The sequence below is a fragment of the Bacillus sp. FSL R7-0166 genome, assembly GCF_038008935.1.
Lineage (GTDB): Bacteria > Bacillota > Bacilli > Bacillales > Bacillaceae > Bacillus > Bacillus altitudinis.
Map to the genome: position 1 here is coordinate 2,783,016 of NZ_JBBPAC010000001.1, position 24,435 is coordinate 2,807,450.

The 24,435-nt window shown below is 41.3% G+C and carries 25 protein-coding genes and 2 pseudogenes; 6 read left to right on the forward strand and 21 right to left on the reverse strand.

All coding sequences use genetic code 11. The features are described from left to right. Positions 1 to 178: 178 nt before the first annotated feature. The 5 genes and pseudogenes from NST01_RS14480 to NST01_RS19395 all read right to left on the reverse strand — a co-directional run. Positions 179 to 2,155: a methyl-accepting chemotaxis protein gene (locus tag NST01_RS14480; protein WP_007500548.1), complete on the reverse strand. Its 1,977-nt coding sequence runs from the start codon at positions 2,153 to 2,155 to the stop codon at positions 179 to 181. A 176-nt stretch (positions 2,156 to 2,331) separates the two neighbouring features. Next, entirely contained in the window at positions 2,332 to 3,282 is a 951-nt protein-coding gene (locus NST01_RS19380; RefSeq protein WP_370529239.1) for a methyl-accepting chemotaxis protein, read from the reverse strand. Beyond that, positions 3,277 to 4,320 (reverse strand): annotated as a pseudogene (locus NST01_RS19385) (HAMP domain-containing protein); the annotation flags it as partial. The gene NST01_RS19380 and the pseudogene NST01_RS19385, both read right to left, overlap by 6 nt. A 126-nt stretch (positions 4,321 to 4,446) precedes the next feature. Beyond that, entirely contained in the window at positions 4,447 to 5,397 is a 951-nt protein-coding gene (locus NST01_RS19390) for a methyl-accepting chemotaxis protein (RefSeq protein ID WP_370529240.1), read from the reverse strand. Continuing rightward, a pseudogene (locus NST01_RS19395) lies at positions 5,389 to 6,438 on the reverse strand (cache domain-containing protein); the annotation flags it as partial. The pseudogene NST01_RS19395 and the gene NST01_RS19390, both read right to left, overlap by 9 nt. Before the next feature lie 156 nt (positions 6,439 to 6,594). Here NST01_RS19395 and NST01_RS14495 point away from each other — a divergent pair. Further along, positions 6,595 to 7,335: a protein-glutamine gamma-glutamyltransferase gene (locus NST01_RS14495; RefSeq protein ID WP_008345763.1), complete on the forward strand. Its 741-nt coding sequence runs from the start codon at positions 6,595 to 6,597 to the stop codon at positions 7,333 to 7,335. A gap of 21 nt (positions 7,336 to 7,356) precedes the next feature. On the opposite strand, the gene NST01_RS14500 is transcribed toward NST01_RS14495, so the two are convergent. The 6 genes from NST01_RS14500 to NST01_RS14525 form a co-directional block, all read right to left on the reverse strand. Further along, positions 7,357 to 7,605, reverse strand: coding sequence for a hypothetical protein (locus NST01_RS14500; protein ID WP_017358966.1), 249 nt, complete (start codon positions 7,603 to 7,605; stop codon positions 7,357 to 7,359). A gap of 24 nt (positions 7,606 to 7,629) precedes the next feature. Then, a complete protein-coding gene (locus NST01_RS14505; RefSeq protein WP_017358965.1) occupies positions 7,630 to 8,661 on the reverse strand; it encodes an NAD(P)H-dependent flavin oxidoreductase in 1,032 nt (343 codons plus the stop codon). A 14-nt stretch (positions 8,662 to 8,675) separates the two neighbouring features. Further along, positions 8,676 to 9,077 (reverse strand): secondary thiamine-phosphate synthase enzyme YjbQ, encoded by a 402-nt coding sequence (locus NST01_RS14510; RefSeq protein ID WP_008345770.1) that lies wholly within the window; start codon positions 9,075 to 9,077, stop codon positions 8,676 to 8,678. A gap of 135 nt (positions 9,078 to 9,212) precedes the next feature. Then, positions 9,213 to 10,505, reverse strand: coding sequence for a hemolysin family protein (locus NST01_RS14515; protein WP_007500537.1), 1,293 nt, complete (start codon positions 10,503 to 10,505; stop codon positions 9,213 to 9,215). A 48-nt stretch (positions 10,506 to 10,553) separates the two neighbouring features. After that, on the reverse strand, positions 10,554 to 11,228 hold the full coding sequence (locus NST01_RS14520) for a zinc metallopeptidase (RefSeq protein WP_024719711.1): 675 nt from the start codon (positions 11,226 to 11,228) through the stop codon (positions 10,554 to 10,556). Between the two features lie 80 nt (positions 11,229 to 11,308). Continuing rightward, complete coding sequence (locus NST01_RS14525; protein WP_008345775.1) at positions 11,309 to 11,533, reverse strand: hypothetical protein; 225 nt, start codon at positions 11,531 to 11,533, stop codon at positions 11,309 to 11,311. Between the two features lie 126 nt (positions 11,534 to 11,659). Between NST01_RS14525 and NST01_RS14530 the strand changes: the two genes are divergently transcribed. Then, complete coding sequence (locus tag NST01_RS14530) at positions 11,660 to 12,646, forward strand: potassium channel family protein (RefSeq protein ID WP_212357002.1); 987 nt, start codon at positions 11,660 to 11,662, stop codon at positions 12,644 to 12,646. Here NST01_RS14530 and NST01_RS14535 read toward each other — a convergent pair. The 5 genes from NST01_RS14535 to NST01_RS14555 all read right to left on the reverse strand — a co-directional run bounded on the left by NST01_RS14535 (position 12,643) and on the right by NST01_RS14555 (position 17,547). Continuing rightward, positions 12,643 to 13,044 carry a YugN-like family protein gene (locus NST01_RS14535; RefSeq protein WP_052320645.1) on the reverse strand — a complete coding sequence of 134 codons (402 nt, stop codon included), beginning with the start codon at positions 13,042 to 13,044 and terminating at the stop codon, positions 12,643 to 12,645. The genes NST01_RS14530 and NST01_RS14535 overlap by 4 nt on opposite strands. Positions 13,045 to 13,073: 29 nt before the next feature. Continuing rightward, positions 13,074 to 13,292: a spore germination protein gene (locus NST01_RS14540; protein ID WP_008345782.1), complete on the reverse strand. Its 219-nt coding sequence runs from the start codon at positions 13,290 to 13,292 to the stop codon at positions 13,074 to 13,076. Between the two features lie 317 nt (positions 13,293 to 13,609). Further along, a complete protein-coding gene (locus NST01_RS14545; protein WP_041091820.1) occupies positions 13,610 to 14,965 on the reverse strand; it encodes a glucose-6-phosphate isomerase in 1,356 nt (451 codons plus the stop codon). A gap of 126 nt (positions 14,966 to 15,091) precedes the next feature. Next, positions 15,092 to 16,264 carry an iron-containing alcohol dehydrogenase gene (locus NST01_RS14550; protein WP_008345787.1) on the reverse strand — a complete coding sequence of 391 codons (1,173 nt, stop codon included), beginning with the start codon at positions 16,262 to 16,264 and terminating at the stop codon, positions 15,092 to 15,094. A 119-nt stretch (positions 16,265 to 16,383) separates the two neighbouring features. Then, positions 16,384 to 17,547, reverse strand: coding sequence for an iron-containing alcohol dehydrogenase (locus NST01_RS14555; protein ID WP_025207893.1), 1,164 nt, complete (start codon positions 17,545 to 17,547; stop codon positions 16,384 to 16,386). 144 nt (positions 17,548 to 17,691) lie between these two features. Here NST01_RS14555 and NST01_RS14560 point away from each other — a divergent pair, with 144 nt between their 5' ends. After that, positions 17,692 to 17,928, forward strand: coding sequence for a DUF378 domain-containing protein (locus NST01_RS14560; RefSeq protein WP_008345792.1), 237 nt, complete (start codon positions 17,692 to 17,694; stop codon positions 17,926 to 17,928). Between the two features lie 66 nt (positions 17,929 to 17,994). On the opposite strand, the gene yugI is transcribed toward NST01_RS14560, so the two are convergent. From yugI to NST01_RS14575, 3 genes are all read right to left on the reverse strand, one after another. After that, positions 17,995 to 18,387, reverse strand: a complete 393-nt coding sequence (yugI, locus tag NST01_RS14565) for a S1 domain-containing post-transcriptional regulator GSP13 (RefSeq protein WP_007500519.1) — start codon at positions 18,385 to 18,387, stop codon at positions 17,995 to 17,997. A gap of 199 nt (positions 18,388 to 18,586) precedes the next feature. After that, positions 18,587 to 19,780 carry an aminotransferase gene (locus tag NST01_RS14570; protein ID WP_007500518.1) on the reverse strand — a complete coding sequence of 398 codons (1,194 nt, stop codon included), beginning with the start codon at positions 19,778 to 19,780 and terminating at the stop codon, positions 18,587 to 18,589. After that, a complete protein-coding gene (locus NST01_RS14575) occupies positions 19,781 to 20,281 on the reverse strand; it encodes an Lrp/AsnC family transcriptional regulator (protein ID WP_007500517.1) in 501 nt (166 codons plus the stop codon). A gap of 178 nt (positions 20,282 to 20,459) precedes the next feature. Here NST01_RS14575 and NST01_RS14580 point away from each other — a divergent pair, with 178 nt between their 5' ends. Beyond that, complete coding sequence (locus NST01_RS14580) at positions 20,460 to 21,284, forward strand: alpha/beta fold hydrolase (RefSeq protein ID WP_017358960.1); 825 nt, start codon at positions 20,460 to 20,462, stop codon at positions 21,282 to 21,284. On the opposite strand, the gene NST01_RS14585 is transcribed toward NST01_RS14580, so the two are convergent. Continuing rightward, entirely contained in the window at positions 21,281 to 21,541 is a 261-nt protein-coding gene (locus NST01_RS14585; RefSeq protein WP_025207895.1) for a DUF1871 family protein, read from the reverse strand. The genes NST01_RS14580 and NST01_RS14585 overlap by 4 nt on opposite strands. Before the next feature lie 83 nt (positions 21,542 to 21,624). Between NST01_RS14585 and NST01_RS14590 the strand changes: the two genes are divergently transcribed. After that, entirely contained in the window at positions 21,625 to 22,800 is a 1,176-nt protein-coding gene (locus tag NST01_RS14590; RefSeq protein ID WP_057079140.1) for a MalY/PatB family protein, read from the forward strand. A gap of 133 nt (positions 22,801 to 22,933) precedes the next feature. Next, positions 22,934 to 24,226, forward strand: coding sequence for a sensor histidine kinase (locus NST01_RS14595; RefSeq protein WP_024719721.1), 1,293 nt, complete (start codon positions 22,934 to 22,936; stop codon positions 24,224 to 24,226). Here NST01_RS14595 and NST01_RS14600 read toward each other — a convergent pair whose 3' ends face one another. Continuing rightward, complete coding sequence (locus tag NST01_RS14600; protein WP_008345810.1) at positions 24,227 to 24,403, reverse strand: hypothetical protein; 177 nt, start codon at positions 24,401 to 24,403, stop codon at positions 24,227 to 24,229. Between the last annotated feature and the right edge of the window lie 32 nt (positions 24,404 to 24,435).

The following is a 24,435-nucleotide window of genomic DNA, read 5'->3' on the forward strand; positions in this document are numbered from 1 at the left end:
AGCCCTTTTCTTCTTTTCAGCGTGATAGAAAACCTTTCCAGCCCTAGGAAGGACGAGTACTGGCGCGGAGCGAATTTGAATTCGTGAGCACCAGCACGCAGGACTGACACCGAATGCGAGGGTTTGTCTACACGCTGAAACACCTGACGCCAAAACGTCAGGTGTTCCACTATGACTCTTATATTTTAAATTGTTTGATGAGCTCTCTCAGTTCTTCTGCCATTTGGGATAAAGTGGCGGAAGATGAGCTGATCTCTTCCATTGATGCCAGCTGTTCTTCTGCTGAAGCCGCAATATCTTGGAAACCTGCGGAACTTTCACGTGAAAGCTCTTTGATTTGATTGACTGCTTGTGAAATATCGTTTGAGCCATGAGAAAGTTCTTGGGCTGATCCATTCATTTGTTTCATTTGTTCTGTCATTTCTGATGTCTTATGGGTGATTTTCTCAAAACTCACTTTCGTTTCATCTGTAATGTTTAATCCAGATTGAACTTCACCTGCTACTTGTCTAAACATCTTCTGCGACTTTTCAATTTCATCTACGATTTCGTTCGTCAGACTTTCAATTTCTTTTGAAGAGCTGCCTGATTGCTCTGCAAGCTTGCGAACTTCTTCAGCGACCACAGAGAAGCCTCTTCCTGCCTCACCTGCACGTGCGGCTTCTATCGCTGCATTTAAAGCAAGGAGGTTCGTCTGATCTGCAATGCCGTTGATAACTCCAAGAATGCTTGTAATGTCCTTAGATTTCTGTTCTAGCCCTGCAATCACAAGCTCCGCTTCTTTCACTGCTTGTTCAATCGTTTGCATTTGACCTGCTGTTTTTTGAACGAGCTCTCCACCAGCCTGAGCGGTTTTGCTAGACTCGATAGATGATTCCATCATATGAGAAGTCGTGTTGACCATATGTGATAAGCTTCGATCCATGTCGTTTAACTGGACAGAGCTTTTTTCGATCATCTCATTTTGATGTTCATTGCTGTTTGAAAACTGTTCAATAGATGAGGTAATATGCTCAGTTGCTTGGGCTGTCTGTCCTGCACTAGCTGTTAATTCTTCAGATGAGGCAGCCACATTTTCAATTGAATTCTGGACGGCTTGAATGACTTGTTTCAGCTTTGCCGACATATCGTTAAAGCTCTGTGCAAGCTTGCCGATTTCATCGTGTGTGCGCACCTCGATATGCTGGGTGAGATCCCCCTGACTGATTTTCTCAGCAGATTCAGAGAGCTCTATGAGTGGTTTTCGAATCGATTTAATAATAAAATAAATCGCGATTCCACCGATGACAATCGCAGCAGCTAGGATGATCATGGTTAAGTCAAGCACTGGCTGTGCGGCTTCCTTCACTTCGTTGACATACATTGTTCCCGCAAGCTTCCAGCCTGTCGCTTCATTTGTGTCATAAAACATTTGCTTCGGCTGTCCGTTAAATTCATATTCGAAACTTCCTTTTTTATTGTGATACATCTTTTCGATGAAATCGCCTGTCAGTTTCGTCCCGGCCTTTTCCGTTTTATGAGCAATGTAACGTTGGTCTGAGGTAGCGACAAACGCATAACCTTCTTGACCAATTTTGATGCTGTTTGTATCTTTCACAATCGTGTTCAATCGTACATTTATACCAATGACACCAGAACCATCTGCTAACTGTTCTGATATTGTGATGAGCAGGTCATCTGATGACTTGTCTGTAAAAGGATCTGAAATGATGAGTTTGTCATCTCCCATTGATTGTTGAAACCATGGTTCATTTTTTGCGCTTTTGGCACTGCCTTTATGAATCTCGGAATATTCAGTTAGTTTACCATTCTGATCTGCAACAAATACTTCTACGACATCGTCGTCTGTTTCCGATAGTTGCTCTAATTTCACCTTAAGTAAATCCTTATTTTTAGAGGCCAGTTCCTTTTTTTTCACCGATTTAGATAAATATGAAACAATATCAATTTTAGGCTGTACATCTTTATTGATCAATTCATTTAATTGATTCACACCATTTGCAGCGCTAGACATAATCTCATCATTGAGAGACTTAGACGCCACTTCATAGGAAAATGCGGCCAACACAAGAATGGGCACTAGGAGAATCGCTAAGAATGCAGTAATTAATTTCTTTGACATCGTAAAGTGCTTAAAAAAGTTGATTTTTTTCATGACTCTACTCCTTTTGGTTTATGATTTGGGATCATCCCCCTCTATTTTTAGGTAATACGGATTATTTTTCAAGGTGTAATGCTCGAAAACTCACCAAAATAAGCATATTTACCTATTTCTTTCGTTATGTTCAGTTCAAAAAAGAACCCCCTAGCTGGAGGTTCTTTTCATTTTGTTTATTCAACTTTAAATTTGCTAATCAAATCACGTAATTCTTCTGCCATTGAAGAAAGGGTGGCAGAGGATGAGCTGATCTCTTCCATTGATGCCAGCTGTTCTTCAGCTGAAGCGGCAATGTCTTGAATATTGGCGGAGCTTTCACGTGATACGTCTGCAATCTCACGGACAGCCTCAGAAACATGTGCAGATCCTTTTGACAGCTGGACAACTGTTCGATTCATTGTTTGGAGCTGATCTGAGATTTCTTTGGTCATGTCGAAAATATTGTGGAAGCTGACTTTCGTTTGTTCAGTAAAGCTTAAGCCTGATTGAACTTCTTGATTTACTGCTGTGAATACTTCTTGTGATACATCAATATCTTGAACGATTTCTTTGATTAAGTTTTCAATTTCTTTCGCTGAGTTGGCAGATTGAACAGCAAGTTTTCTTACTTCTTCTGCTACAACGGAGAAGCCTCGACCAGATTCGCCAGCTCTTGCTGCCTCAATCGCTGCATTCAGCGCAAGTAAATTCGTTTGATCTGCGATGCCATTAATGACACCAAGAATCTGGGTGATATCTTTTGATTTGCTTTCCAGCGCACTGATGACATTCTCTGCTTTTTTCACTGATTGATCAATCACGTTCATTTGAGAAGCGGTTTTTTCCACTAGCTGTCCGCCTTCTCCTGCAATCTCTGTTGATTTGATGGATGAAGCGGTAATCGATTCAGCCGACTCATTCATGTGCTGAAGGCCTCTGTTCATTTCTTCTAACTCTTCTGAGCTTGATTCCACTTTATCATTCTGGCTTTCGTTACCAGTAGAGAATTGTTCAATGGCTAATGTAATATGCTCTGTTGCTTTACTTGTTTGTCCTGCGCTTGCGGTCAGTTCTTCTGATGAAGAAGCGACATTTTCAACAGAGGTTTGGACGGCGCCAATGAGGGATCTTAATGAGTCAATCATCGTATTAAAGCCTTTACCAACTTGTCCTATTTCATCATCTGATTGAATCTGAAGTTTATCACGTAAATCACCATCGCTGACCTTTTTCGAGAAACGGGCAAGATTGGATAATCTACTTGAAATAGAGCGGACAATAAAGAAGATGAGGGTTCCTGCTACGATCAGTGTCACACTGAACACAATAATGGCAGTATTGAAAACGGGTTTAGCTGCATCCTCTACTTCTGATACGAGCATCGTGCCGCCGATTTTCCAGCCGGTTAGTTCATTGGTGACATACGCCACCTTTTTATCTGTTCCATTGAGTGTATAGCTGCCGTTTCCTTGTTTGTTTTTAAAAATAATGTTCGCCAAATTCTCATTGACTTTGCTTCCTGGCTTTTGGGTTGGATCTGCTAGCACGGTTTTATCCTTCTCCATGATGAAAGCATATCCTTTTTGACCTATTTTAATTTCTTTTAGCTTTTGAATGAGGCTGTCAATTTCCATATCAAGACCAATTACCCCTGAGCCATCTTTCGTTTTTTGGGCAATGGTGATGACCATTTTACCTGTAGATGCTGCGACGTATGGCTTCGTGATGACTTGTTTACCATCAGCACTCATGGCCTCTTGATACCACGGACGCTCTCTCGGATCATAGCCTTCAGGCATTTTTTGAACTGGGTATTGCATGAACAAGCCCTTTTCTGAACCTGCATAAATGGCTGAGACATCTTTTTCATTAATTTTTCCGTATTGCTGCAATTCTTTAATGGTAGCTTTTCTATTTTTTTCTTGAAGATTAACCGCTTTGAGATCATCTGTAAACAGAGTCACAGCCTCTGCCTTGTTCCCAATATTCTCATCGATTAAGGTATCAAATGCATTGACCTGACTCATCGCACTGCCCATAATCTGTTTGTCTAACTCTGTTTTTGATGTAAAAAATGCACTGATTGTGAGTGCGACGGTTGGCAGTATGAGGACTACCAAAAAGGCAATAACTAATTTTTTAGAAATGGATGGTTTTTTGAACCATTGGATCATTTTTCCCATTTTCTCTTTCCCCCTTTACTTCTCTAAAGTTATTATCGGATGAAAGGTTTATTTTTAGAGGGCTGGAAATGACGTTTAAAAATAAAAAAAATACCCAGACAATTCTGGATATTTTTTCATCGTTTTTTAATCAATTTTAAATTGACTTGTCAGCTCTTTTAGCTCCTCAGCCATATTGGCAAGTGTGACAGAAGAGGACGAAATTTCTTCCATAGATGCCAATTGTTCTTCAGCAGATGCCGCAATATCTTGAATGTTCGCCGCACTTTCTCTTGAAACTTGACGCATTTCCTGCATAGCTTGTGACACAAGTTTTGATCCGCTTGATAGGTCAACCGCTGTATCATTTAATTGAGTGAGCTTTTTCGACATACCTTCTGCCGCCTCATAGATGTTTTGGAAGCTTTCTTTTGCTTCTTCTGTCATCCCAAGTCCTGCATTTACTTCTCGGTTAACAGCTTTGAACATCTCTTGAGATTTGGAAATTTCCAACACAATTTCTTGGATCAGCTTTTCAATTTCTTTCGCTGAATCTGCGGATTGGACCGCTAGTTTTCTGACTTCCTCTGCTACGACAGAGAAGCCGCGCCCTGATTCACCTGCTCTTGCTGCTTCAATGGCTGCATTGAGTGCAAGTAAATTCGTTTGATCTGCGATGCCATTAATGACATTTAAAATGCTCGTAATATCTTTAGACTTGTATTCTAATTCTTTCATGACTTGTTCTGCTTCTTGTACAGATGTGTCGATATGTTTCATTTGATTCGCTGTGCTTTCAACGATACGTCCGCCTTGTCCAGCCGCTTCTGTCGATTGAATGGAGACAGCAGTCACTTCTGATGAAGTTTGTGACATACCTTGTAATCCTTCATTCATTGCGACAAGCTGATTCGTGCTAGATTCGACTTTCTCATTTTGTGCTTCATTCCCATTTGAGAATTGTTCAATCGACATGGTGATATGCTCTGTCGCCTGACTTGTTTGGCTGGCACTAGCAGTCAGCTCTTCTGAAGCTGAAGCCACATTGTCGACAGATTGCTGGACCGCTCGAATAACTTCACGCAAAGATTCACTCATCTTACTAAAGCTTCTTGTGAGGTCTCCTATTTCATCCTTCGATTTGGTTTCGAGGGTTTCCGTTAGATCCCCTTCACTCACCTTTTCTGAGAAATCAACAAGCCTTCTAAGTCCAATTGTGATGGAGCGAACGATAAAGAAGATAGCGATACCGCCAAGGATAAAAGAAGAAATTAAAAGAATAATGGCAGAATTCCAAACTGGCTGTGCTGCTTCTTCTGTTTCTGATACAAACATCGTTCCAGCAATTTTCCAACCTGTTAAATCATTTGTCACAAAAACGAGGCGTTTTTGCTCTCCTTTATTCTCATAAGTTGATGTTCCTTCTTTGCCGCTGTAAAGGATTGATGAAATATTTTCTGTAACTGCAGAGCCTGATTTTTCTTCTGGGTGAGCTACAATCTGTTTGTTTTTATTTGCAATAATTGGATATCCTTCTCGTCCAATTTTAATATCTTTGATTTTATCGACGATATCTTGAACATCAATATCAATCCCAATGGCTCCCGACCCGTCCTTCAGACGCTGAGCGATTGTGACAACCATGCCGTTTGTTGTGGCAGAGATGTATGGATTGGTGACCACAGGTTCGCCTTTTTCGTCCTGCATCGCCGCTTTATACCAATCACGAGTTGTTGGATCATAGCCTTTTGGCATGTCCACTTTAGGGAACTGAATAAAATCACGATTTTTACTTGCTGCATAAAATCCAACTACATCATCTTCATTGATTTTACTGTATATCTCAAAATGCTCATACAGTTCGTCCTGGTTTTTCTTTTTAAAGTCTGCAGCACTGGATGTTTCGGTAAACAGTTTGACTGCGTTCTCCTTATTCAAGAGCTTTTGCTCGATCATGTCATTCAGCTCATTGACTCTTGCGTTGGCTCCGTACATGATTTCATGATCTAATTCTTCTTTGGCAATCTGATATGAAATCGTACTGAGTGTAATGATAGGCAAGACGAGAACAAGTGTGAATGAAATAATCAGCCTTTTAGAAATCGATGGTTTTTTCAACCATTTTATGATACTTTTCATGTTTTTCCTCCTTTTAAACGTTATGTTTTATATCGGACAGCTTCATATTATTTTCATGTTTTTCAAATAAAAAGGATGCCTTTTTGTTTATTTTCACAAATTGATTCCTTGCCCAAGCATCCCGCATACGCTAATACAAAAGGGGGCGCTTTTCATATGATTATCCTTTCAGGACAGCCAGTGACAAATGAGCAGCTGGCATCGTTTCAGCTAGAAGGACAAAAGCGGATCATTTTGATGCAATTACAAGCCTCAAATGATACGTTCCGTTATAGGCAGGCATCTGATTTGTTATTTGAGGTGACTTTACGATCGAATATCATGAATGCGGCAAGAGATTTGAACAAGAGCGGTGCCTCATTTGCTATCTTTCAAAGGTCCCGTGCGAATGACGCCTATTGGCGTGTATCAGAGGCCGGAGCGTTAGAACTGCGCTATCAAGTCGAGCCATCTACGGGGATTAAAGACATCTTTGAAAATGGCTCAAAATATGCCTTTGAATGTGCCACAGCGATTGTCATTGTGTTTTATATGGGAGTCCTGCAAACGGTAGGAGACGAGAAGTTCAATCGAAGACTTAGAAGTTTAACGCTGTATGACTGGCACTATGATACATTATCCATTTATACAGAGCGCGGAAATGATTTTATTTATGGGGATTGCCTATATTTCGAGAATCCAGAGTTTAGCTATCAACAGTCTCAATGGCGCGGAGAAAATGTGATTTACTTAGGGGAAGATCAATATTATGGGCATGGGCTTGGGATCTTAACAGCTGCAGAGATTATCGATAAATTAAATGCCAGAAGACGGCCAGGGGCTGTTCAGTCCGCTTATTTACTGCCGCAGACTACTAGGATGGATGTTATTTATCTCAGGCAAATGTTTGGTAGCTAAAAAGGGCCTCTTGTCTATAGGTTATGACAAGGGGCCTTTGTATGCCTTGCGTTTGCGGTAATCATGGAGCGTGCCAAGCATTGTGTTTGCTAGGATTTCCATTTCTTCTAGATCGTTTCTTGTGACTGGAGGGTCGTGCTGATTCCATTTGACATAACGAACGAAATAGTAATGACGAATGGGGGTAAGGACGGCAGGGGAGTGCGGAAAATCATCAAATAGAAATTCAATTTGTCCTTTTTTCCGATATGAATGTTTTAAGATTTCCATCCTGTCACACCACCCATTATCAAATTATTTCTGCGTGAGTTCATGCATGATCTCTTCAACGGTTAAAATCGAGAGAATGCGGCCAACCCCCTGACCTGCCCAAAGAGCCATTTGTTCTCGGTTTCCTGCAGCAGCTGCCGCTTTTCGCATCGGTGTTGTCCATACATGCTGTATGGGATAGGGGAGAACCCGGTCTTCATTTCGTCTTTCTTCCTCCATCCACTGATTGACAATGCCTCTGGCTTTTTTTCCAGAGAAAAGCCGTGTCATCGCTGTTTCACTGCCTTCTGCCTGTAACAGCGCCTTTTTGTAAACATCTGCCGCAGCACTTTCTTGACTCGCTAAAAATCGTGTCCCTATTTGAACCGCATCCGCTCCAAGTGCTAGTGCTGCTTTCATAGTGGTCCGGTCTGTGATCCCTCCAGCGGCGATCAATGGGATATGACAGACGGATCTGACATCACTGATCAGGCAGAAAAGTCCCTGCAGAGCATCTCCCTTTGAAGGTAAGAAGGTGCCTCGGTGCCCTCCTGCTTCACTTCCCTGCAGGACAACGGCATCCATTCCTTTTTCTTCTAAAAGTAGTGCTTCTTCTTTTGTTGTAGCTGTTCCGATGAGAAAGATCCCCTTTTGTTTCAGGTGATGAATTGTTTGTTCGTTTGGACAGGCAAATGTAAACGACACAGCTGGGACTTCTTCTTCTTGAAGAATCTTGATTTTTTGTTCATAGTCCTTCCATAATTCTTCTTCTCTAGGGATCATCTGTGCTTCTTGTATGACAGGCAGCCGGTCTGTCCAAAATGATACATCTTCTGTTTTCGTTTCTGAAATGGGTTCAGGGACAAACACATTCACTTGAAATGGACGAGATGTCAGCTGTTTGACCTGTCTGATTTGCTGCCTCATCTTTTCTGGCTGTACATAACCACTTGCTAAGCTACCGAGACCGCCATATTGTGAAACAGCGGCGACAAGCTGCGACGTCACCGCTCCTCCTGCCATTGGTGCTTGGATGATGCCATGTTCAATTTGAAGTAACGCTGTGAATTCTCCCATCTTCTCCCCGCTCCTTACTCGTTAGTTGACACCTGTATATAAAAGTGACGATGTCTCGGTCCGTCAAACTCACAAAAATAGATTCCCTGCCACGTTCCAAGCACAAGATCACCATGATGGACAAGAACGTGCTGAGATGCCCCCACATAACTAGCTTTCATGTGTGCTGCTGTGTTGCCTTCCATATGACGATCTTTTGGATGTTCCCACGGAAAGACTTCGTCAAGCCGGCGCAGCATATCTCGTTTGACGTCTGGGTCGGCATTTTCATTAATGGTGATTCCAGCCGTCGTATGTGGACAATAGACCATAACCGTTCCGTTTTGAATCCCAGTTTCCCGGACATATTGCTGAACTTCATGGGTAATGTCTATCATGTCATCGTGTTTGTCTGTTTGTACGTTGATTTTTTTCATTTCTCTGCTCCTTTTGATCATGTCTATAAAACCATACCCTTTTTATGTGAAACCAATCACTGCCGGTTGGCAGAAACAAATCTTCTTACCTAAAGTTTACCAAGCAAAAAAACCTCGTCAATAGCTCCGAGGTTTTTAGGAAAAGTGAACCTTTTTTACTTCTATGGTTCGAATATGATGATCTTCTGCATCGACAATTTTAAATTCACAGCCTTCTGCTTCAATGATATCTCCAATGTCAAAATCAATTTTATGCGTCATCATCCACCCTGCAATTGTATCAACATCATCATTTTCAATCGCTAAATCCAATAAATCATTTACTTCATCGATCAAGGCTTTCCCATCCATCACATAATGAAAGTCACCTTTTTTCACAATATGAGGGGTTTCATCTTGATCATATTCGTCCCGAATCTCCCCCACAATTTCTTCTAATATGTCTTCAACTGTGACGAGACCTGCTGTTCCGCCGTATTCATCTACAAGCACCGACATATGAATCCGTTCCTTTTGCATCAAAATCAGCAGTTCTTGAACCGGTGTACTTTCAATGACACGAATAACAGGGCGCATTAAGTCTTCAATGGACACCTCTTGATTGAGAAAACTTGCTTTAAATACGTCTTTGCTATTGATCACACCAATGACATGATCTTTATCTTCTTTAATGACAGGATAACGTGTATACCTTTCGTTCAGCATATAATGCGTCACGTCTTCCAAGCTCTGTTCAATTTCAATAGCAGAGATTTCTGTGCGCGGGATCATGATCTCTCTCGCCACTCGGTTATCAAATTCAAATATTTTATTGACATATTTGTATTCAGATTGGTTGATCTCGCCCTTTTCGTAGCTTTCAGACAGGATGAGACGCAATTCTTCCTCACTGATCGCCACTTCATGTTCTTTGACAGAATGAAAACCAAATAATTTCACAATGCCTCGTGCAGCCCCATTTAATGCTTTAATAAACGGATACATGACTTTATAGAAAAAAATAAGAGGTTTTGCCGTCACAAGACTGACGGCTTCTGCCTTTTGAATGGCAATCGTTTTGGGAGCAAGTTCCCCAACGACAACATGCAAAAACGTAATGATCACAAAGGCAATGATAAACGATATGATGTCTGTCAAAGCGGAATGAAGCCCTGCCTTTTCAAAAAGCGGATGCAGGAAATGTTCCACTGTCGGCTCCCCTAACCACCCTAAGCCTAATGCCGTGATGGTAATACCAAGCTGACAGGCAGATAAATATTCATCAAGGTTGGTTGTCAGTTTTTGAACATGAATGGCTCTCTTATCACCGCTTTCAATCAGCTGATTGATTTTTGAGCCTCTAATTTTCACAATCGCAAATTCAGTGACAACAAAAAATGCTGTCGCAGCAATGAGTAATAGGACTAAAAATACGTTTAAAATATACAAAAAAACCCTTACCTAACACGGGTAAGGGCTCACCTCCTCTGGCGTCAATTAATCATTACGGCCATTTAGGAAGATCATTACAAAACGGAGCAATTCAAACAGGGAGACAAGGGCCGCTGCTACGTACGTAAGAGCTGCAGCATTTAACACCTTGTTCACGCCTCTTTCTTCACTGCTTCTAATGATTCCTTCTGAAACAATGATATTCTTTGCACGAGAACTTGCGTTAAACTCAACAGGCAATGTCACTAGCTGAAAGAACACAGCAGCTGAGAACAGAACGATCCCAAGCCCGATTAAGTTAAGGCTGCCGAGCAATAATCCACCTAGGAAAAGAAGCGGGGCAACACCAGATGCAAAGTTCACGACAGGGAAGATCTTATGTCTCAAGACAAGCGCACCATAGGATTCCTGATGCTGCAAGGCATGTCCAACCTCGTGTGATGCGACTGAAATGGCCGAAATGGAATGGCCATAATACACTGGTTCAGATAAACGAACCACACGCTGCGTCGGGTCGTAATGATCAGTCAAAGTTCCTCTTACCGGTTCAACGGGTACGTCGTATAACCCGTTGCGATCTAAAATATATCGAGCGGTTTCAGCACCTGTTTTCATACTGGCAGCTTCAACCTTTGAATACTTTTCAAAATTATTCTTTACTTTAAATTGTGCCCAAAAAGACAATCCCAATGCGGCAAATGTTAAAAAATAAAAAAACAGCATGCTCATCAGCTTCCTTTTATTTTATATATTTATTTACAATTTTAATGACTTTTATGTAACGTGTACAGCAAAAAGCACTAGGTCTTTTTAAGTGGAATCACTACACCAATGAAAAAGAAGAACATTCCGATGCATGCTGTATAAAATGTCACCGTTCCATATAGGTCTTGAAAAAAACGAAGCCACGAGAAATCATTCATGAAATGGTTCACCGCATTTAAATCAAACACGAGTAAAATCACCGCAGATGATAAAAAGTGGGCGCCGATAAAAAGAAGTACGGTCTTTTGAACAAACGACATTCGCATTCCCTCCTTCTTCTCTCTTATTTTAAGATATGGGTTCTATTTCAATACATGACGATGATGAAAAATTGTTTCCTAATCGGGCATACTGACATTAGCAGTCTCCCTGAAAGGACGAGTTCGATGAAATCAAACCGTATCTTCATTGCCTGGCTAAGATGGCCTCTTTATGTTCGCATTGCGATCATCATCTGTTTCTTGCTTCTCTTTTTTGGACAATTAATCGTCATACTTGAACCAAAGCAGTATCATACGATCTTTGATGGGATCTGGTGGGCGCTCATTACAGTTTCTACTGTGGGATACGGTGATTTTGTGCCGCAAACCATGCCTGGGCAAGTAGCAGGGATGGCGCTCATTTTGATCGGCGCCAGCTTTGTCACTGCATATTTCGCCACGCTTGCTGCCGCTGTATTTAGCAAACAGCACCATTATGTAGAGGGGAAGGTGGCTTTCAAGGGGAAAGGGCATCTTATTATTGTCGGCTGGAATGAGAAAACGAACAAACTGCTTCAATCGTTTCAAACCATTGATCCCGCCATGCCGATTGTACTTATTGATGATTCCTTAAAGGAAGGACCTCTTTTAGAGAATGTCCATTTTATTAAAGGCCATGGTACAGAGGATGCCACACTTCGCAGAGCAAATATTATGAGTGCTGATACATTGATGATTACCGCCGACCAGCATGAAAATGAAGTGACAGCTGATATGCAGAGTGTGTTAACCTTGCTTGCAGCAAAAGGATTAAATCCTTCGTTGTATTGTTTAATTGAAATTTTAACCGATCGCTATGTGAAAAATGCTGAGCGGGCTGGAGCCAATCAAGTCATCCATACTTCTGATGCCGTGAATCATTTTATGGTGGAGCATTTTCTTTTAAAAGAACAGCTCGTGGCGTTAAAAATAAAAAGAAACATGACCCTCCATAAACAGATCACCATCATTCCAGTACCAGCTTCATTAGCTGGAGAGACATTCTTAACGGCACTTCACCACTTTCTAGAGCACCATGTCATCATTGTAGGCGTACAAAAAAAAGAAGGACCCATGATGAATCCTCCTTTTGCGTATGAGCTTCATCCAGAGGATGAGCTGATCAGCTTTTAAAGCAGTACATCTTCTAGTTCTTTGACGAGTGAAAAGCCAATTTCGGCATAAGCATTTGACACATCCCCGTCTTTCTCTTTCGGTTCTTGGAATTGGTTAAAAGATGCCCCGACATTTCCAACCATCGCATGGTCATCTAATTTATCTTGATAGACATGCTTTAAGAGAAATGGATGTCCCATTTTCACCACAACGCCTGGCTGATCCAGCTGTCCTTTCTCGGCTGTAAACGGAACTCTGAGAAAGGTATAGCCGTCACGGTTGTCAATTTTATAATCAAAATATCCATGATCATAATCCCAATTCCCATTAATGACATATCCGAGCGGCTTCATGTTTTCTTCTAAATGGTACAGTGAAAAGCTTTCACCAGTTAGCCTAGATGGTACATGAATCATACAGAACCCTCCTTTTTGTATAGGGTTCGTTAAAGAGAGGAATTCATACATTTGCCTTTCGTGATTTGCACATTGTTTGTAAATGCGGCATCAAATAAGGCCTGGCTGGATGATGCATTTGTCTCGTTCGCACTGCCCGCTCCTGATGTTTCTTTCGTAGCACTCATTGGACAAATCCGCCCAACATTCCCAAAATTAACGATGGCCTGCCCGGAAATGTCATGGATATAAATATGATTTGTTCTCATCGCTTCATCAACCTCCTCCATTGATTATTCTATGTATAGAGCTTAGGGAGGCTTGCACTGACACCATGAGAACATAAAAAAAGGCACACCTTATGCAAAGATGTGCCTTAGCGTGTAGACAAACCCTCGCATTCGTTGTCAGTCCTGCGCACTGGTGCTCACGAATGTCAAATTCGCTCCGCTCCAGTACTCGTCCTTCCTAGACTTCAAAGGTTTTCTATCACGCTAAAAAGAAGACAAAGGGCTAAAATACAGTTCATTTTAGCCCTTTGTCAACAATCTGAGGCACACCTTATGCAAAGATGTGCCTTTTATTCTTATGATTGTTTGAGACGGCTCTCAAGTTCTGCCTTTTTCTCTTCGAAGCCCGGTTTTCCTAATAAAGCAAACATGTTCACTTTATACGCTTCTACTCCAGGTTGGTCGAATGGATTGACGCCTAGTAAATACCCAGACATCGCACATGCTTTTTCGAAGAAGTACACGAGATATCCGAATGTATAAGCATCCATTTCAGGAATCGTCACAATCAGGTTCGGTACTTTTCCATCCGTATGAGCAAGCATTGTGCCTTCAAATGCTTTTTTATTGACGAAATCAACCGTTTTTCCTGCAAGATAGTTTAACCCATCAAGGTCTTGTTCTTCTGCTTCGATGACAAGTTCATGTCGTGGCTTGTCTACATTCACGATGGTTTCAAACAAGTCTCTTCTTCCTTCTTGTACATATTGACCAAGTGAATGAAGATCCGTTGAGAAGTTGGCAGATGAAGGATAGATTCCTTTTTCATCTTTCCCTTCACTTTCGCCGAATAACTGCTTCCACCACTCCGCAAAGTACTGTAAGCCTGGCTCATAGTTAATCAGCATTTCAATTGTCCGTCCTTTATTGTAAAGAACATTACGGACAACCGCATATTGATAAGCCGCATTTTCTGAGAGCTCAGATGAAGCGAAGTCTTCACTTGCTTTCGCAGCACCTTCCATCATTTGATCAATGTCTGCACCGCTTACAGCGATTGGCAATAGACCAACTGCTGTTAAGACGGAATAGCGTCCGCCGACGTCATCAGGGATGATAAATGATTCATAGCCTTCTTCAGTTGCTAATGTTTTGAGTGCCCCGCGTGCCTTGTCAGTTGTCGCATAGATGCGTTTTTTCGCTTCTTCAGCACCATATTTTTCGATAAGGAGCTTTTTAAAGATACGGAACGCAATGGCTGGCTCTGTTGTTGTACCAGATTTTGAAATCACGTTAATGGAGAAATCGGCATCTTCTAGCAGATCCATTACATCTGTTAAATAAGAAGAACTGATGTTGTTTCCAATAAAGATGATTTGCGGTGTTTTGCGTTTGCCTTTTGGCAAACTATTATAGAAAGAATGGTTTAAAAACTCAATGGCCGCACGTGCGCCAAGATAAGAACCACCAATTCCAACAACGAGTAATACATCAGAATCAGATTTAATCTTTTCTGCACTTTTTTGAATGCGGGCAAATTCTTCGCGATCATATTGCTTCGGTAAGTCAACCCAACCTAAATAATCACTGCCAGTACCCGTTTGTTCATGAATATTATGATGGGCCACCTTCACAAAATCTTTTAAATATGTAAGCTCATGTTCTTGAAAGAAAGGTAACGCTTTCGAGTAGTCAAATTGAATATGTGTCATCGCTTGTAAGCCCTCCATTACGTTAGTTCTGTCCCTTTCACTTTAGCGGAACTAGCTATTGAAATCAAGTGATCGTCATTGATGCAGCAAAAAGCCGCTCCTCATGAAGAGAAGCGGCCATCCAAATTATAGAGAAGCTTTCAAAATCGCTAAAATGTCATCACGGCCAAGTTTCATAAAGTTACCAAAACCACCATATTCCATTTCTTTTGCTGCGATGTCAGCAATTTTGTCCAGTTGATCTTCACCAATATCATAATCCGCTAAACGGCTCGGTGCACCTAGGCTTGTCCAGAAGGCTGACAGCTTGTCGATTCCTTCTAATGCGATGTCACGATCCGATTTTCCTTCTGTCTCAATGTCAAACATGTTCAACATGAGGTTTTTAAAACGTTCGACATTATGATCAAGTGTATGACGCATCCAGTTTGGGAAGAGGATCGCAAGTCCACCTGCATGCGGAATGTCATAGACTGCTGATACGGCATGCTCAATCGTATGTGATGCCCAGTCGCCAAAATAGCCCATTTGCAGCGTGCCATTTAAAGCAATTGTTCCTGCATAAAGGATGGTTTCACGGTGCTCATAGTTTTGTAAGTCTTCAAGTAGCTTTGGTGCTGTCTCGATGACTGTTTGAAGAACAGCAAAACACATCCGATCTTGTAGAGGCGTGTTTTTGACGTTATGGAAGTATTGTTCAAATACATGGCTCATCATATCAACCATGCCATACACCGTTTGATTCTCTGGCACAGAATATGTGTGCTCAGGATCTAAAATTGAAAAAGCAGGGTGCGTGACTGAACTGCCCCACACGTACTTTTCATTTGTTTCCCAGTTCGTGATCACAGAATCCGGATTCATTTCTGAGCCTGTCGCTGCAAGTGTCAATACTGTGCCAAATGGCAGTGCTTTTTGAGCGGTCGTTTTCTTTGAAATAATATCCCAAACATTCCCGTCATATTCAGCTCCAGCTGCAATGGCTTTTGTACAGTCGATGACACTTCCCCCACCAACTGCTAATAAGAAATCAATGTTCTCATTTTGGCAAATGTCGATCCCTTTTTGCACTGTAGTGAGACGAGGGTTCGGTTCGACTCCTGACAGTTCAAATACGTCAGCCTCTGCTTCATTTAAAGCGCTGATAACCTTATCATAAAGACCATTTTTCTTAATACTGCCTCCACCATATACAAGAAGCACTCGCTTTCCATAACGAGCGAGTTCGCTTTTTAGTCCGTCTAGTTGTCCTTTTCCAAACATCAATTTCGTTGGATTATAGTAAATAAAGTTTTCCATCTGTTCTACATCTCCTTAAAACATTTATATCCAAAAACATGAAAGACTACTGTAACATATGTACATGCAGAACTCAAAAAAGATAACTGCTTAAAAGCAGCTATCTTTTCCATGTTCGATTATAAAGAAGCGTTTAAAATAGCTAGAACATCTTCTTTGTTCAGCTTTTTAAATTGACCAAATTCACCACGTGCCATTGCACGGTCTGCAATCAGATCAATTTTCTCATCGTTGATGTCATAGTCAGCTAAACGGTTTGGTGCGCCTAGACTTGTCCAGAAAGCAGAAAGTTTTTCGATTCCTTCTAAGCCAACTTCTTCGTCTGTTTTGCCCGCAGGATCTACATCGAATACACGCACTGCTAATTGCTTGAAGCGACCTGGGTTTTCTTGAATGACATGCTTCATCCAGTTCGGGAACAAGATCGCAAGTCCGCCTGCATGAGGGATGTCATACACCGCGGATACCGCATGCTCAATATTGTGAGATGCCCAGTCTCCGCGTGCGCCCATTGAAAGCATTCCATTCAGTGCAATGGTGCCTGTGAATAAAATCGTTTCACGAAACTCATAGTTTTCCAAATCATTGATCAGCTTCGGTGCTGTTTCAATGACCGTACGAAGAAGTCCTTCACACATACGATCTTGGTAAGGTGTATTCTCCGTGTGATGGAAATATTGTTCAAATACGTGAGACATCATGTCGACCATGCCATAAATCGTATGGTTTTTTGGCACAGTAAATGTATTGACTGGGTCAAGAATAGAGAATTTAGGGAAGACAGCTGGACTGCCCCATCCGTATTTCTCATTTGTTTCCCAGTTTGTGATGACGGAGCCAGAGTTCATTTCAGAACCTGTCGCGGCAAGTGTTAATACTGTACCAAATGGGATGGCTTCCATTGGGACATGCTTACGAGTGACGATATCCCAAGCATCTCCATCGTATTTCGCACCAGCTGCGATCGCTTTTGTTGCGTCAATGACACTACCGCCGCCGACTGCCAATATAAAGTCAATTTGGTTCTCTTTGCAAAGCTCGACCCCTTTTCTGACCGTTGTTAAGCGCGGGTTTGGCTCAACCCCAGCAAGCTCAGTGATTGCAGCTCCTGATTCTTTTAAGATGCTGACAACTTGGTCATAAAGGCCATTTCGTTTAATGCTGCCTCCACCATATACAAGCAATACGTTTTTTCCGTAGTGTTTTAGTTCATCTGAAAGGGCTGATACTTCTCCCTTTCCAAAAATTAATTTCGTTGGGTTCCAATAAGTAAATCGATCCATGTGATCTCCTCCTCGCGCTACATTATGCGCTTCTTTCATTCCAAAAGTAAAGTAATTTGCTTTCATCCATTTTCTTACGCATAGTTTGGCTAAAAATCTGCAAAATATAAATGTATTGATACTGTAGCGAAAGGAGGAATCACGATGAGTGCTATTCAGCGTATTGCCCTCGTGCTCACGATTATCGGTGCTATTAACTGGGGACTAATCGGCTTTTTTCAATTTGACTTAGTAGCAGCGATCTTTGGCGGTCAAGGTGCTGCATTATCACGTATTATTTATGGTCTTGTTGGAATTGCAGGTCTTGTTAACCTTGGTCTATTATTCAAGCCAAGCGAAGAAGCTGTCCGCCGTGACGAGCCGAATCCAGAGGTTCGCTAACAAAAAGACATAAAAAAGGCCGCCTATTCGAGGCAGCCTAAGGCACCGTTTGAAGCGGTGCTTTTTTTATTTCTTGATAAGGTCTTTACGGTTAGATTGCTCAATCCACTCTTCAAGTTTATCTTTCAGTGTATTGAAACCTTGTGGTGCAGCAGCTTCTTCTTTCACTTGCTGTGGTCTTTGTTTCTTTGGTTTGCTTTCTTTTCTTTCTGGTGCATCTTGTGTCGCACGGATAGAAAGGCTGATTTTACCAGCATTTTCATCAACAGAAAGAACTTTTACTTGTACTTCGTCACCAATTGAAAGGTGCTCGTTGATGTCTTTTACAAAACCATGAGTTACTTCAGAAATGTGCACAAGTCCTTGAGTTTCTTCATCTAATGCAACAAACGCACCATACGCTTGTAATCCTGTTACTTTACCAGTGTAAACACTGCCTACTTCAAACTTTGTCGCCATGATAACAACTCCTAAATAAATGTTTTAATATTCGTTTATACGCAATTAAAAACTATATCACAGAACGGTCTTTTACGCAAAATATTTTTTAATTGGGTTTAGATCCGTTCAAAAGGGGGAATACCTGAAAACAAGAATGCTTTCTAGTATTCCCCCCTAATTTGAGAGGCATGAGTCCAGTTGGATTGATGCCTTTTTTTTATTTTAAGATAGCAGGTGCCTCTTCTTGCACTTGTCTATTCTGCAAAAAACGCTGAATTCTTGAAAGTGATTCCTGCAAGTGATCGAGTGATGACGCATATGAACAACGAATATGTCCTTCACCACTTGGGCCGAATACATTTCCAGGGACAACTGCTACTTTCTCGCTAAGCAGCAGCTCCTCGGCAAATTGTTCTGACGTCATGCCTGTGCTTTTAATGGACGGGAAAGCGTAAAACGCTCCGTTTGGCTGGTGGCAAGAGAGTCCAAGTTCATTGAGAGAGCCGACAAACAAATTACGGCGTCTTCTGTAGCTTTTCTTCATTTTCTCCACATCTTCAAGTCCATTTTTTAATGCTTCTTCTGCGGCATATTGTGCCATAGCTGGTGCACACATCATAGAATATTGATGTATTTTCAGCATGGCATCACGGAGGACTGGCGGTGCTGCCACATAGCCTAAGCGCCACCCCGTCATAGCGAACCCTTTGGAAAAACCTGAAATCAAAATCGTTCTTTCCTTCATATCTTGAATTGCCGCTACGCTCGTAAAAGCTTCATCGTACGTCAACTCTGCATAAATCTCATCTGTGATGATTAAAAGATCATGCTCCTTTGCAAACTGAGCAATATCTTCAAGCTCTTCTTTTGAGTAAACAGACCCTGTTGGGTTTGATGGAGAGCATAGCAAGATGGCTTTTGTTTTCGGCGTCAGCTTCGTACGAAGATCAGCAGAATCGGCTTTAAAATCTTTTTCTGCCGATGTACTTAAATAAACCGGTACACCGCCCGCAAGTGTCGTCAGAGCCCCATATGCGACGAAACAAGGCTCTGGGATGATTACTTCGTCCCCGCTGTTTAAAATGGCGCGAAAGGCCAAATCAAGCGCCTGGCTGCCGCCAACGGTAATAATGAGTTCTTCTTCAGGACTGTACTCAATGTGAAACCGCTTATATAAATAATGGCTCAATTCTTTTCGCAAAGAGAGCAACCCAGCATTTGCTGTATAAGAGGTCAGTCCTTGCTCTAAAGACATAATACTGGCTTCTCTCACATTCCAAGCTGTCACGAAATCCGGTTCGCCGACCCCGAGGGAGATAACCCCTTCCATTGTGGCTGCCAAATCAAAGAATTTCCGAATACCTGACGGCTGAATGCTTTGTACCGTTTCAGATAAATAAGACTTTTTCATTTAAGGAGACACCACGATTCTTTTGTCATCGTCCCCTGTTTCAAAGACTTTCCCATCATGCTTATATCTTTTTAAAATAAAGTGGGTAGTGGTTGAAACAACAGAATCAAGTGTCGATAATTTTTCAGATACGAAGCGGGCGATATCAGACATGGATCTTCCTCTGATCACAACAGATAAATCATACACGCCTGACATTAAATACACGGACTCCACTTCTTGGAACCTGTAAATACGTTCAGCAATTTCATCAAAACCGACGCCTCTTTTTGGAGTCACTTTCACATCAATCATCGCTGTAACGCCTTCGTGTCCGTCTACTTTTCGCCAGTCAATCATGGTCGAATAATCAATAATGACTTTTTGATCTTCGAGCTTTTGAATAATGGCTTCTGCTTCTTCTGATGTCACACCTGCCATTTTTGCAATTGTATTTAAATCGGCGCGGCTGTTTTCATCTAAAATCTCTAATATTTCAGTTTCTTTTTCGGTTAGTTTCATTGATTTCACACCTCTGATTGTAAAAAGCTAGTTTTAAAAAATCTTCTGAACATTATAGCACGTTTTTCCCATTATGCTAAGCAGGGAAAAGATTCTAATCGTAGCTTAAAATCCACTTTTTAGGGTACAATACAGTCACCTAACAGAGAGTGAGTATCAAATATCGGAGTTGATGAGTGTGGACATTGTACAGCCATCCTATATGAAAAGTAAATTCGGTTTAGATATCTATTACGAACACTATCCAAATGAAGGTAAGAAGACATTGATTTTGATTCACGGCCTCTTCTCATCTACCTTCAGCTATCGAAAGCTCATCCCGCTTCTGAAACAAGACTTCAATTTAATTGCGATTGATCTGCCTCCATTCGGGCAGTCCGAAAAATCGAATACGTTCATTTACAGCTATCGCAACATGGCAAAAATCATTATTGAACTAGCTGGTTATTTGCAGATTCAGCATGCGATCCTCGTGGGGCATTCCATGGGGGGACAAATTGCTTTATATGCTGCATCTGAGCGTCCCGACTTATTTGAAAAAGCTGTTCTTTTGTGCAGCTCAGGGTATATGAATAAGTCCAAAAAGTCGCTTGTTTACAGCACATATATTCCTTATTTTTATCTCTATTTAAAAAGAAAGTTGTTCAAGCAAGGTATTATGAAAAATTTAACCGCTGTTGTGCATGATCATTCGATTATTGATCAAGAGATGGTAGACGGATATTTAAAGCCTTTTTCAGATGACCAAATTTTTAGAGGTATTTTTCGTTTGATTCGGCATAGGGAAGGTGATTTAGCGTCAGATGTCTTAAAGAAAATGGAGACACCTGTCCTTCTGATTTGGGGGGAGGAAGACCGGATCGTTCCTATTCAAATTGGCGAAAGACTTCACAAAGATCTGCCGCATTCAACCTTTCACGCATTAAAAAAAACCGGGCACCTCATCCCTGAGGAAAATCCGGTCTTTGTGTCTGATCAAATTGGTCATTTCAGCCTGTCTTAAAACGAGCAGGAGCTACTTTCTCTTATGATAAAAAGCTGATTTGCGATATGCTGGCAGCTTTCCATCGGAAGAAGCTGATCAAATGAGTGATGGTAAATGGCTTGAATGTCTTTCGCGAAAGATAACGGGTCTTCTGCGTCGTATAAGGCACTGATGACGTCAGCAGGCTCCGTTTCGTAAAAGTCCTCTCCATACTGAAAAGGGTCCCATGCCTTAATGATTTGAATCATCTCTTCTACAGCTTGACTATCTTTCATGGGGATCACCGCTTATAATAAATTTTGTGATGTTTATTTTAGCACAACCAAGAATGGTTGAAAAACGGCTAGAGGTGGGTTTCATGAATTTCGACGAACAGATCATACGTAAAGGTTCAAAATCAGTCAAATGGGATCAAGCAGAGTCTTTATTCCTGACAACAGATGCGCTGCCAATGTGGGTAGCAGATATGGATTTTAAAGCGCCCCAAGTCGTGCTTGATGCTTTAAAAGAACGATTAGATCACGGCGTATTCGGCTATGCATTTCAGGATCAGGATACGCAGCAAGCAGTAGCTGACTGGGTCAAAAGAAGACACGGTTGGACGATAAAAACAGATGCCGTCACCTTCACACCAGGTATCGTGACAGCACTTAGTTTTGCGGTACAAGCCTTTACAGCTCCGAATGATGAAGTGGTCATTCAGTCACCGGTGTATACGCCCTTCTATCAAATGATTGAAAGAAACGGACGTATCGTCTCAACCAACCCTTTAAAAATAGAAAACAACCGTTACATGATGGATTTTGATGATTTAGAGAAGAAATTAAGCAGGCCAGAAGCAAAGCTGATGTTTCTTTGTCATCCGCATAATCCTTCAGGGAGAGCTTGGTCAAAAGAGGAATTAAAGCGTGTAGGAGATTTATGTGTACAGTACGGTGTCACCGTCGTGTCAGATGAAATTCATTCCGATCTAATGCTTTACGGGCAGCCGCATGTGCCTTTTGCCAGCCTTTCTGATGAGATAGCTAACATCACGGTAACGTGTATTGCACCGAGTAAAACATTTAATTTAGCTGGTCTTCAGGCATCTGCCATTATCATTTCTGATGAAGAAAAAAGAACTCTTTTCACCAATGAAGTGCAAAGAAATGGATTGTCTAAACTGAATGCCTTTGCGATTCCTGCCATGGAGGCGGCCTATCGCCACGGAGATGAGTGGCTTGATTCACTTGTTCTTTATCTCGAAAATAATTTGAAGATCGCAATGGATTATATTGATGAATATCTGCCGAGCATGCGTTATATGAAACCAGATGCTTCTTATCTATTGTGGCTGGATATTCGTGATTATGAGCTCACTCAAGCAGAATTGAAACGTAATCTGCTGAAAAAGGGCAAGGTCATACTAGAGCTCGGAAACGTATATGGGCACGAAGGAGACGGCTTTATTCGAATGAATCTAGGATGTCCTGCCAGAACAGTGAAAGAAGGTCTGAAGCGCCTTCATCAAGCATTCACTCAATCATCCGAATAAAACCATTTCTATCAAAAGAACATCCTAACGGGTGTTCTTTTTAAAGAAAAAAACCCTCCTATTATCATATCTACTTTGTACATGAAATGATATAATGAGAGGAATTACAATTATTTACGAGGAGAGCATTTAAATGGAAATGTTCAAGGATTTTCTGCTCCATGTATCTTTTATTCTATTTCCAATCTTTTTATATCATGCACTATGGCTAAGCCGGACCCCTGCTCATTTCCCTAAAACGAATAAACTGCTCATCACCATATTTGCATCCATTTCATCAGCACTATGTATTATGTATCCAGTTGGTTCGATTTTAGATTTGCAGACTGGGCTTCAATCGATTCCCCTTGTACTGGCTATTTTATACGGGGGATATACCGCCGGAATCGTCGCTATCTTGGTTAGTTCAACCGTAAAATTCGTGATGTATGGCTCTTTTTTATGGGTTGGATTGATTGTTGTACCGATTTACTTTTTCATTCCTTTCCTGCTTTACCGGAAATGGCGCCAATATTCTAAGCAGAGAAAGCTGTTATACGGAGTCATGATTGCGTTATCAAAAGGGATGTTTATTTACATTGGACTGCTTGTGGTCAGCTTAATTGAGTACAGCCCTGCATTCATTATGCAGCAAAAGCTACTTGAATTATTTTTCTCAACTCTTTACTACATATTCTTTCTTGTGCTGAGTATTTATTCCATTGAGTTTGTGAAAGAGAATGCGCAAATGAGAACACAGCTTGTCCAATCAGAGAAACTGACGATTGTGAGTGAACTGGCAGCAAGTGTCGCCCATGAAGTCCGCAATCCACTGACGGTGGTGAGAGGATTTATCCAACTGCTCTTTTCAAGTGACAATACGAAAGAGCCGTCAACCAATAAAGATTATAAAAATCTCGTTTTATCTGAACTTGACCGTGCTCAGGATATTATTACGAGCTATCTTGATATTGCGAAACAAAATTATTATCAAATTGAGTCTCTCAATTTATCTAAATTACTTGAAGAGTGTGCGTCGCTGATGACATCCTATGCGAATTTTAAGTCGGTCACGATTCATCAATCGATTGAACCAGACTTATACATCCAAGGGGATGAAACGAAAATCAAACAAGTCATGATTAATTTAATCAAAAATGCAATCGAAGCAGCACCCGAACACGAAGGTAAAATCGAACTGTTTGCTTCTAAAGAAAATCATCGAATCTGCCTTTATTTCGTTGATAACGGTGTAGGCATGTCAGAAAGCCAAATGAAAAAGCTTGGTGAACCCTATTACACATTGAAAAATAAAGGAACAGGGCTTGGGTTGACAGTGACATTTTCCATCATTGAAAATCATCATGGAACGATTCGTTTCAAAAGCTCATTGCAGTCTGGTACAACAGTCACCGTGAAGTTTCCTGAAGATACAAGAAGAAAATGATCAATCCATTTTTTTTGTCCTTTTTTCATCGATCTGCTCCTGCTTCTTAGAAGCACGAACGATCAGACGAAAGCAAATAAATGCAGCAGCAAAGAAAAGCACCGTCGTGATTGCCGCAGGGATATACTCCCTTTTATCTTCAGGAAAATACAGTAGAAAGAATATGATGAACGACATGTTCCGCTCTTCCCCCTTTTGCTCGTTTACTT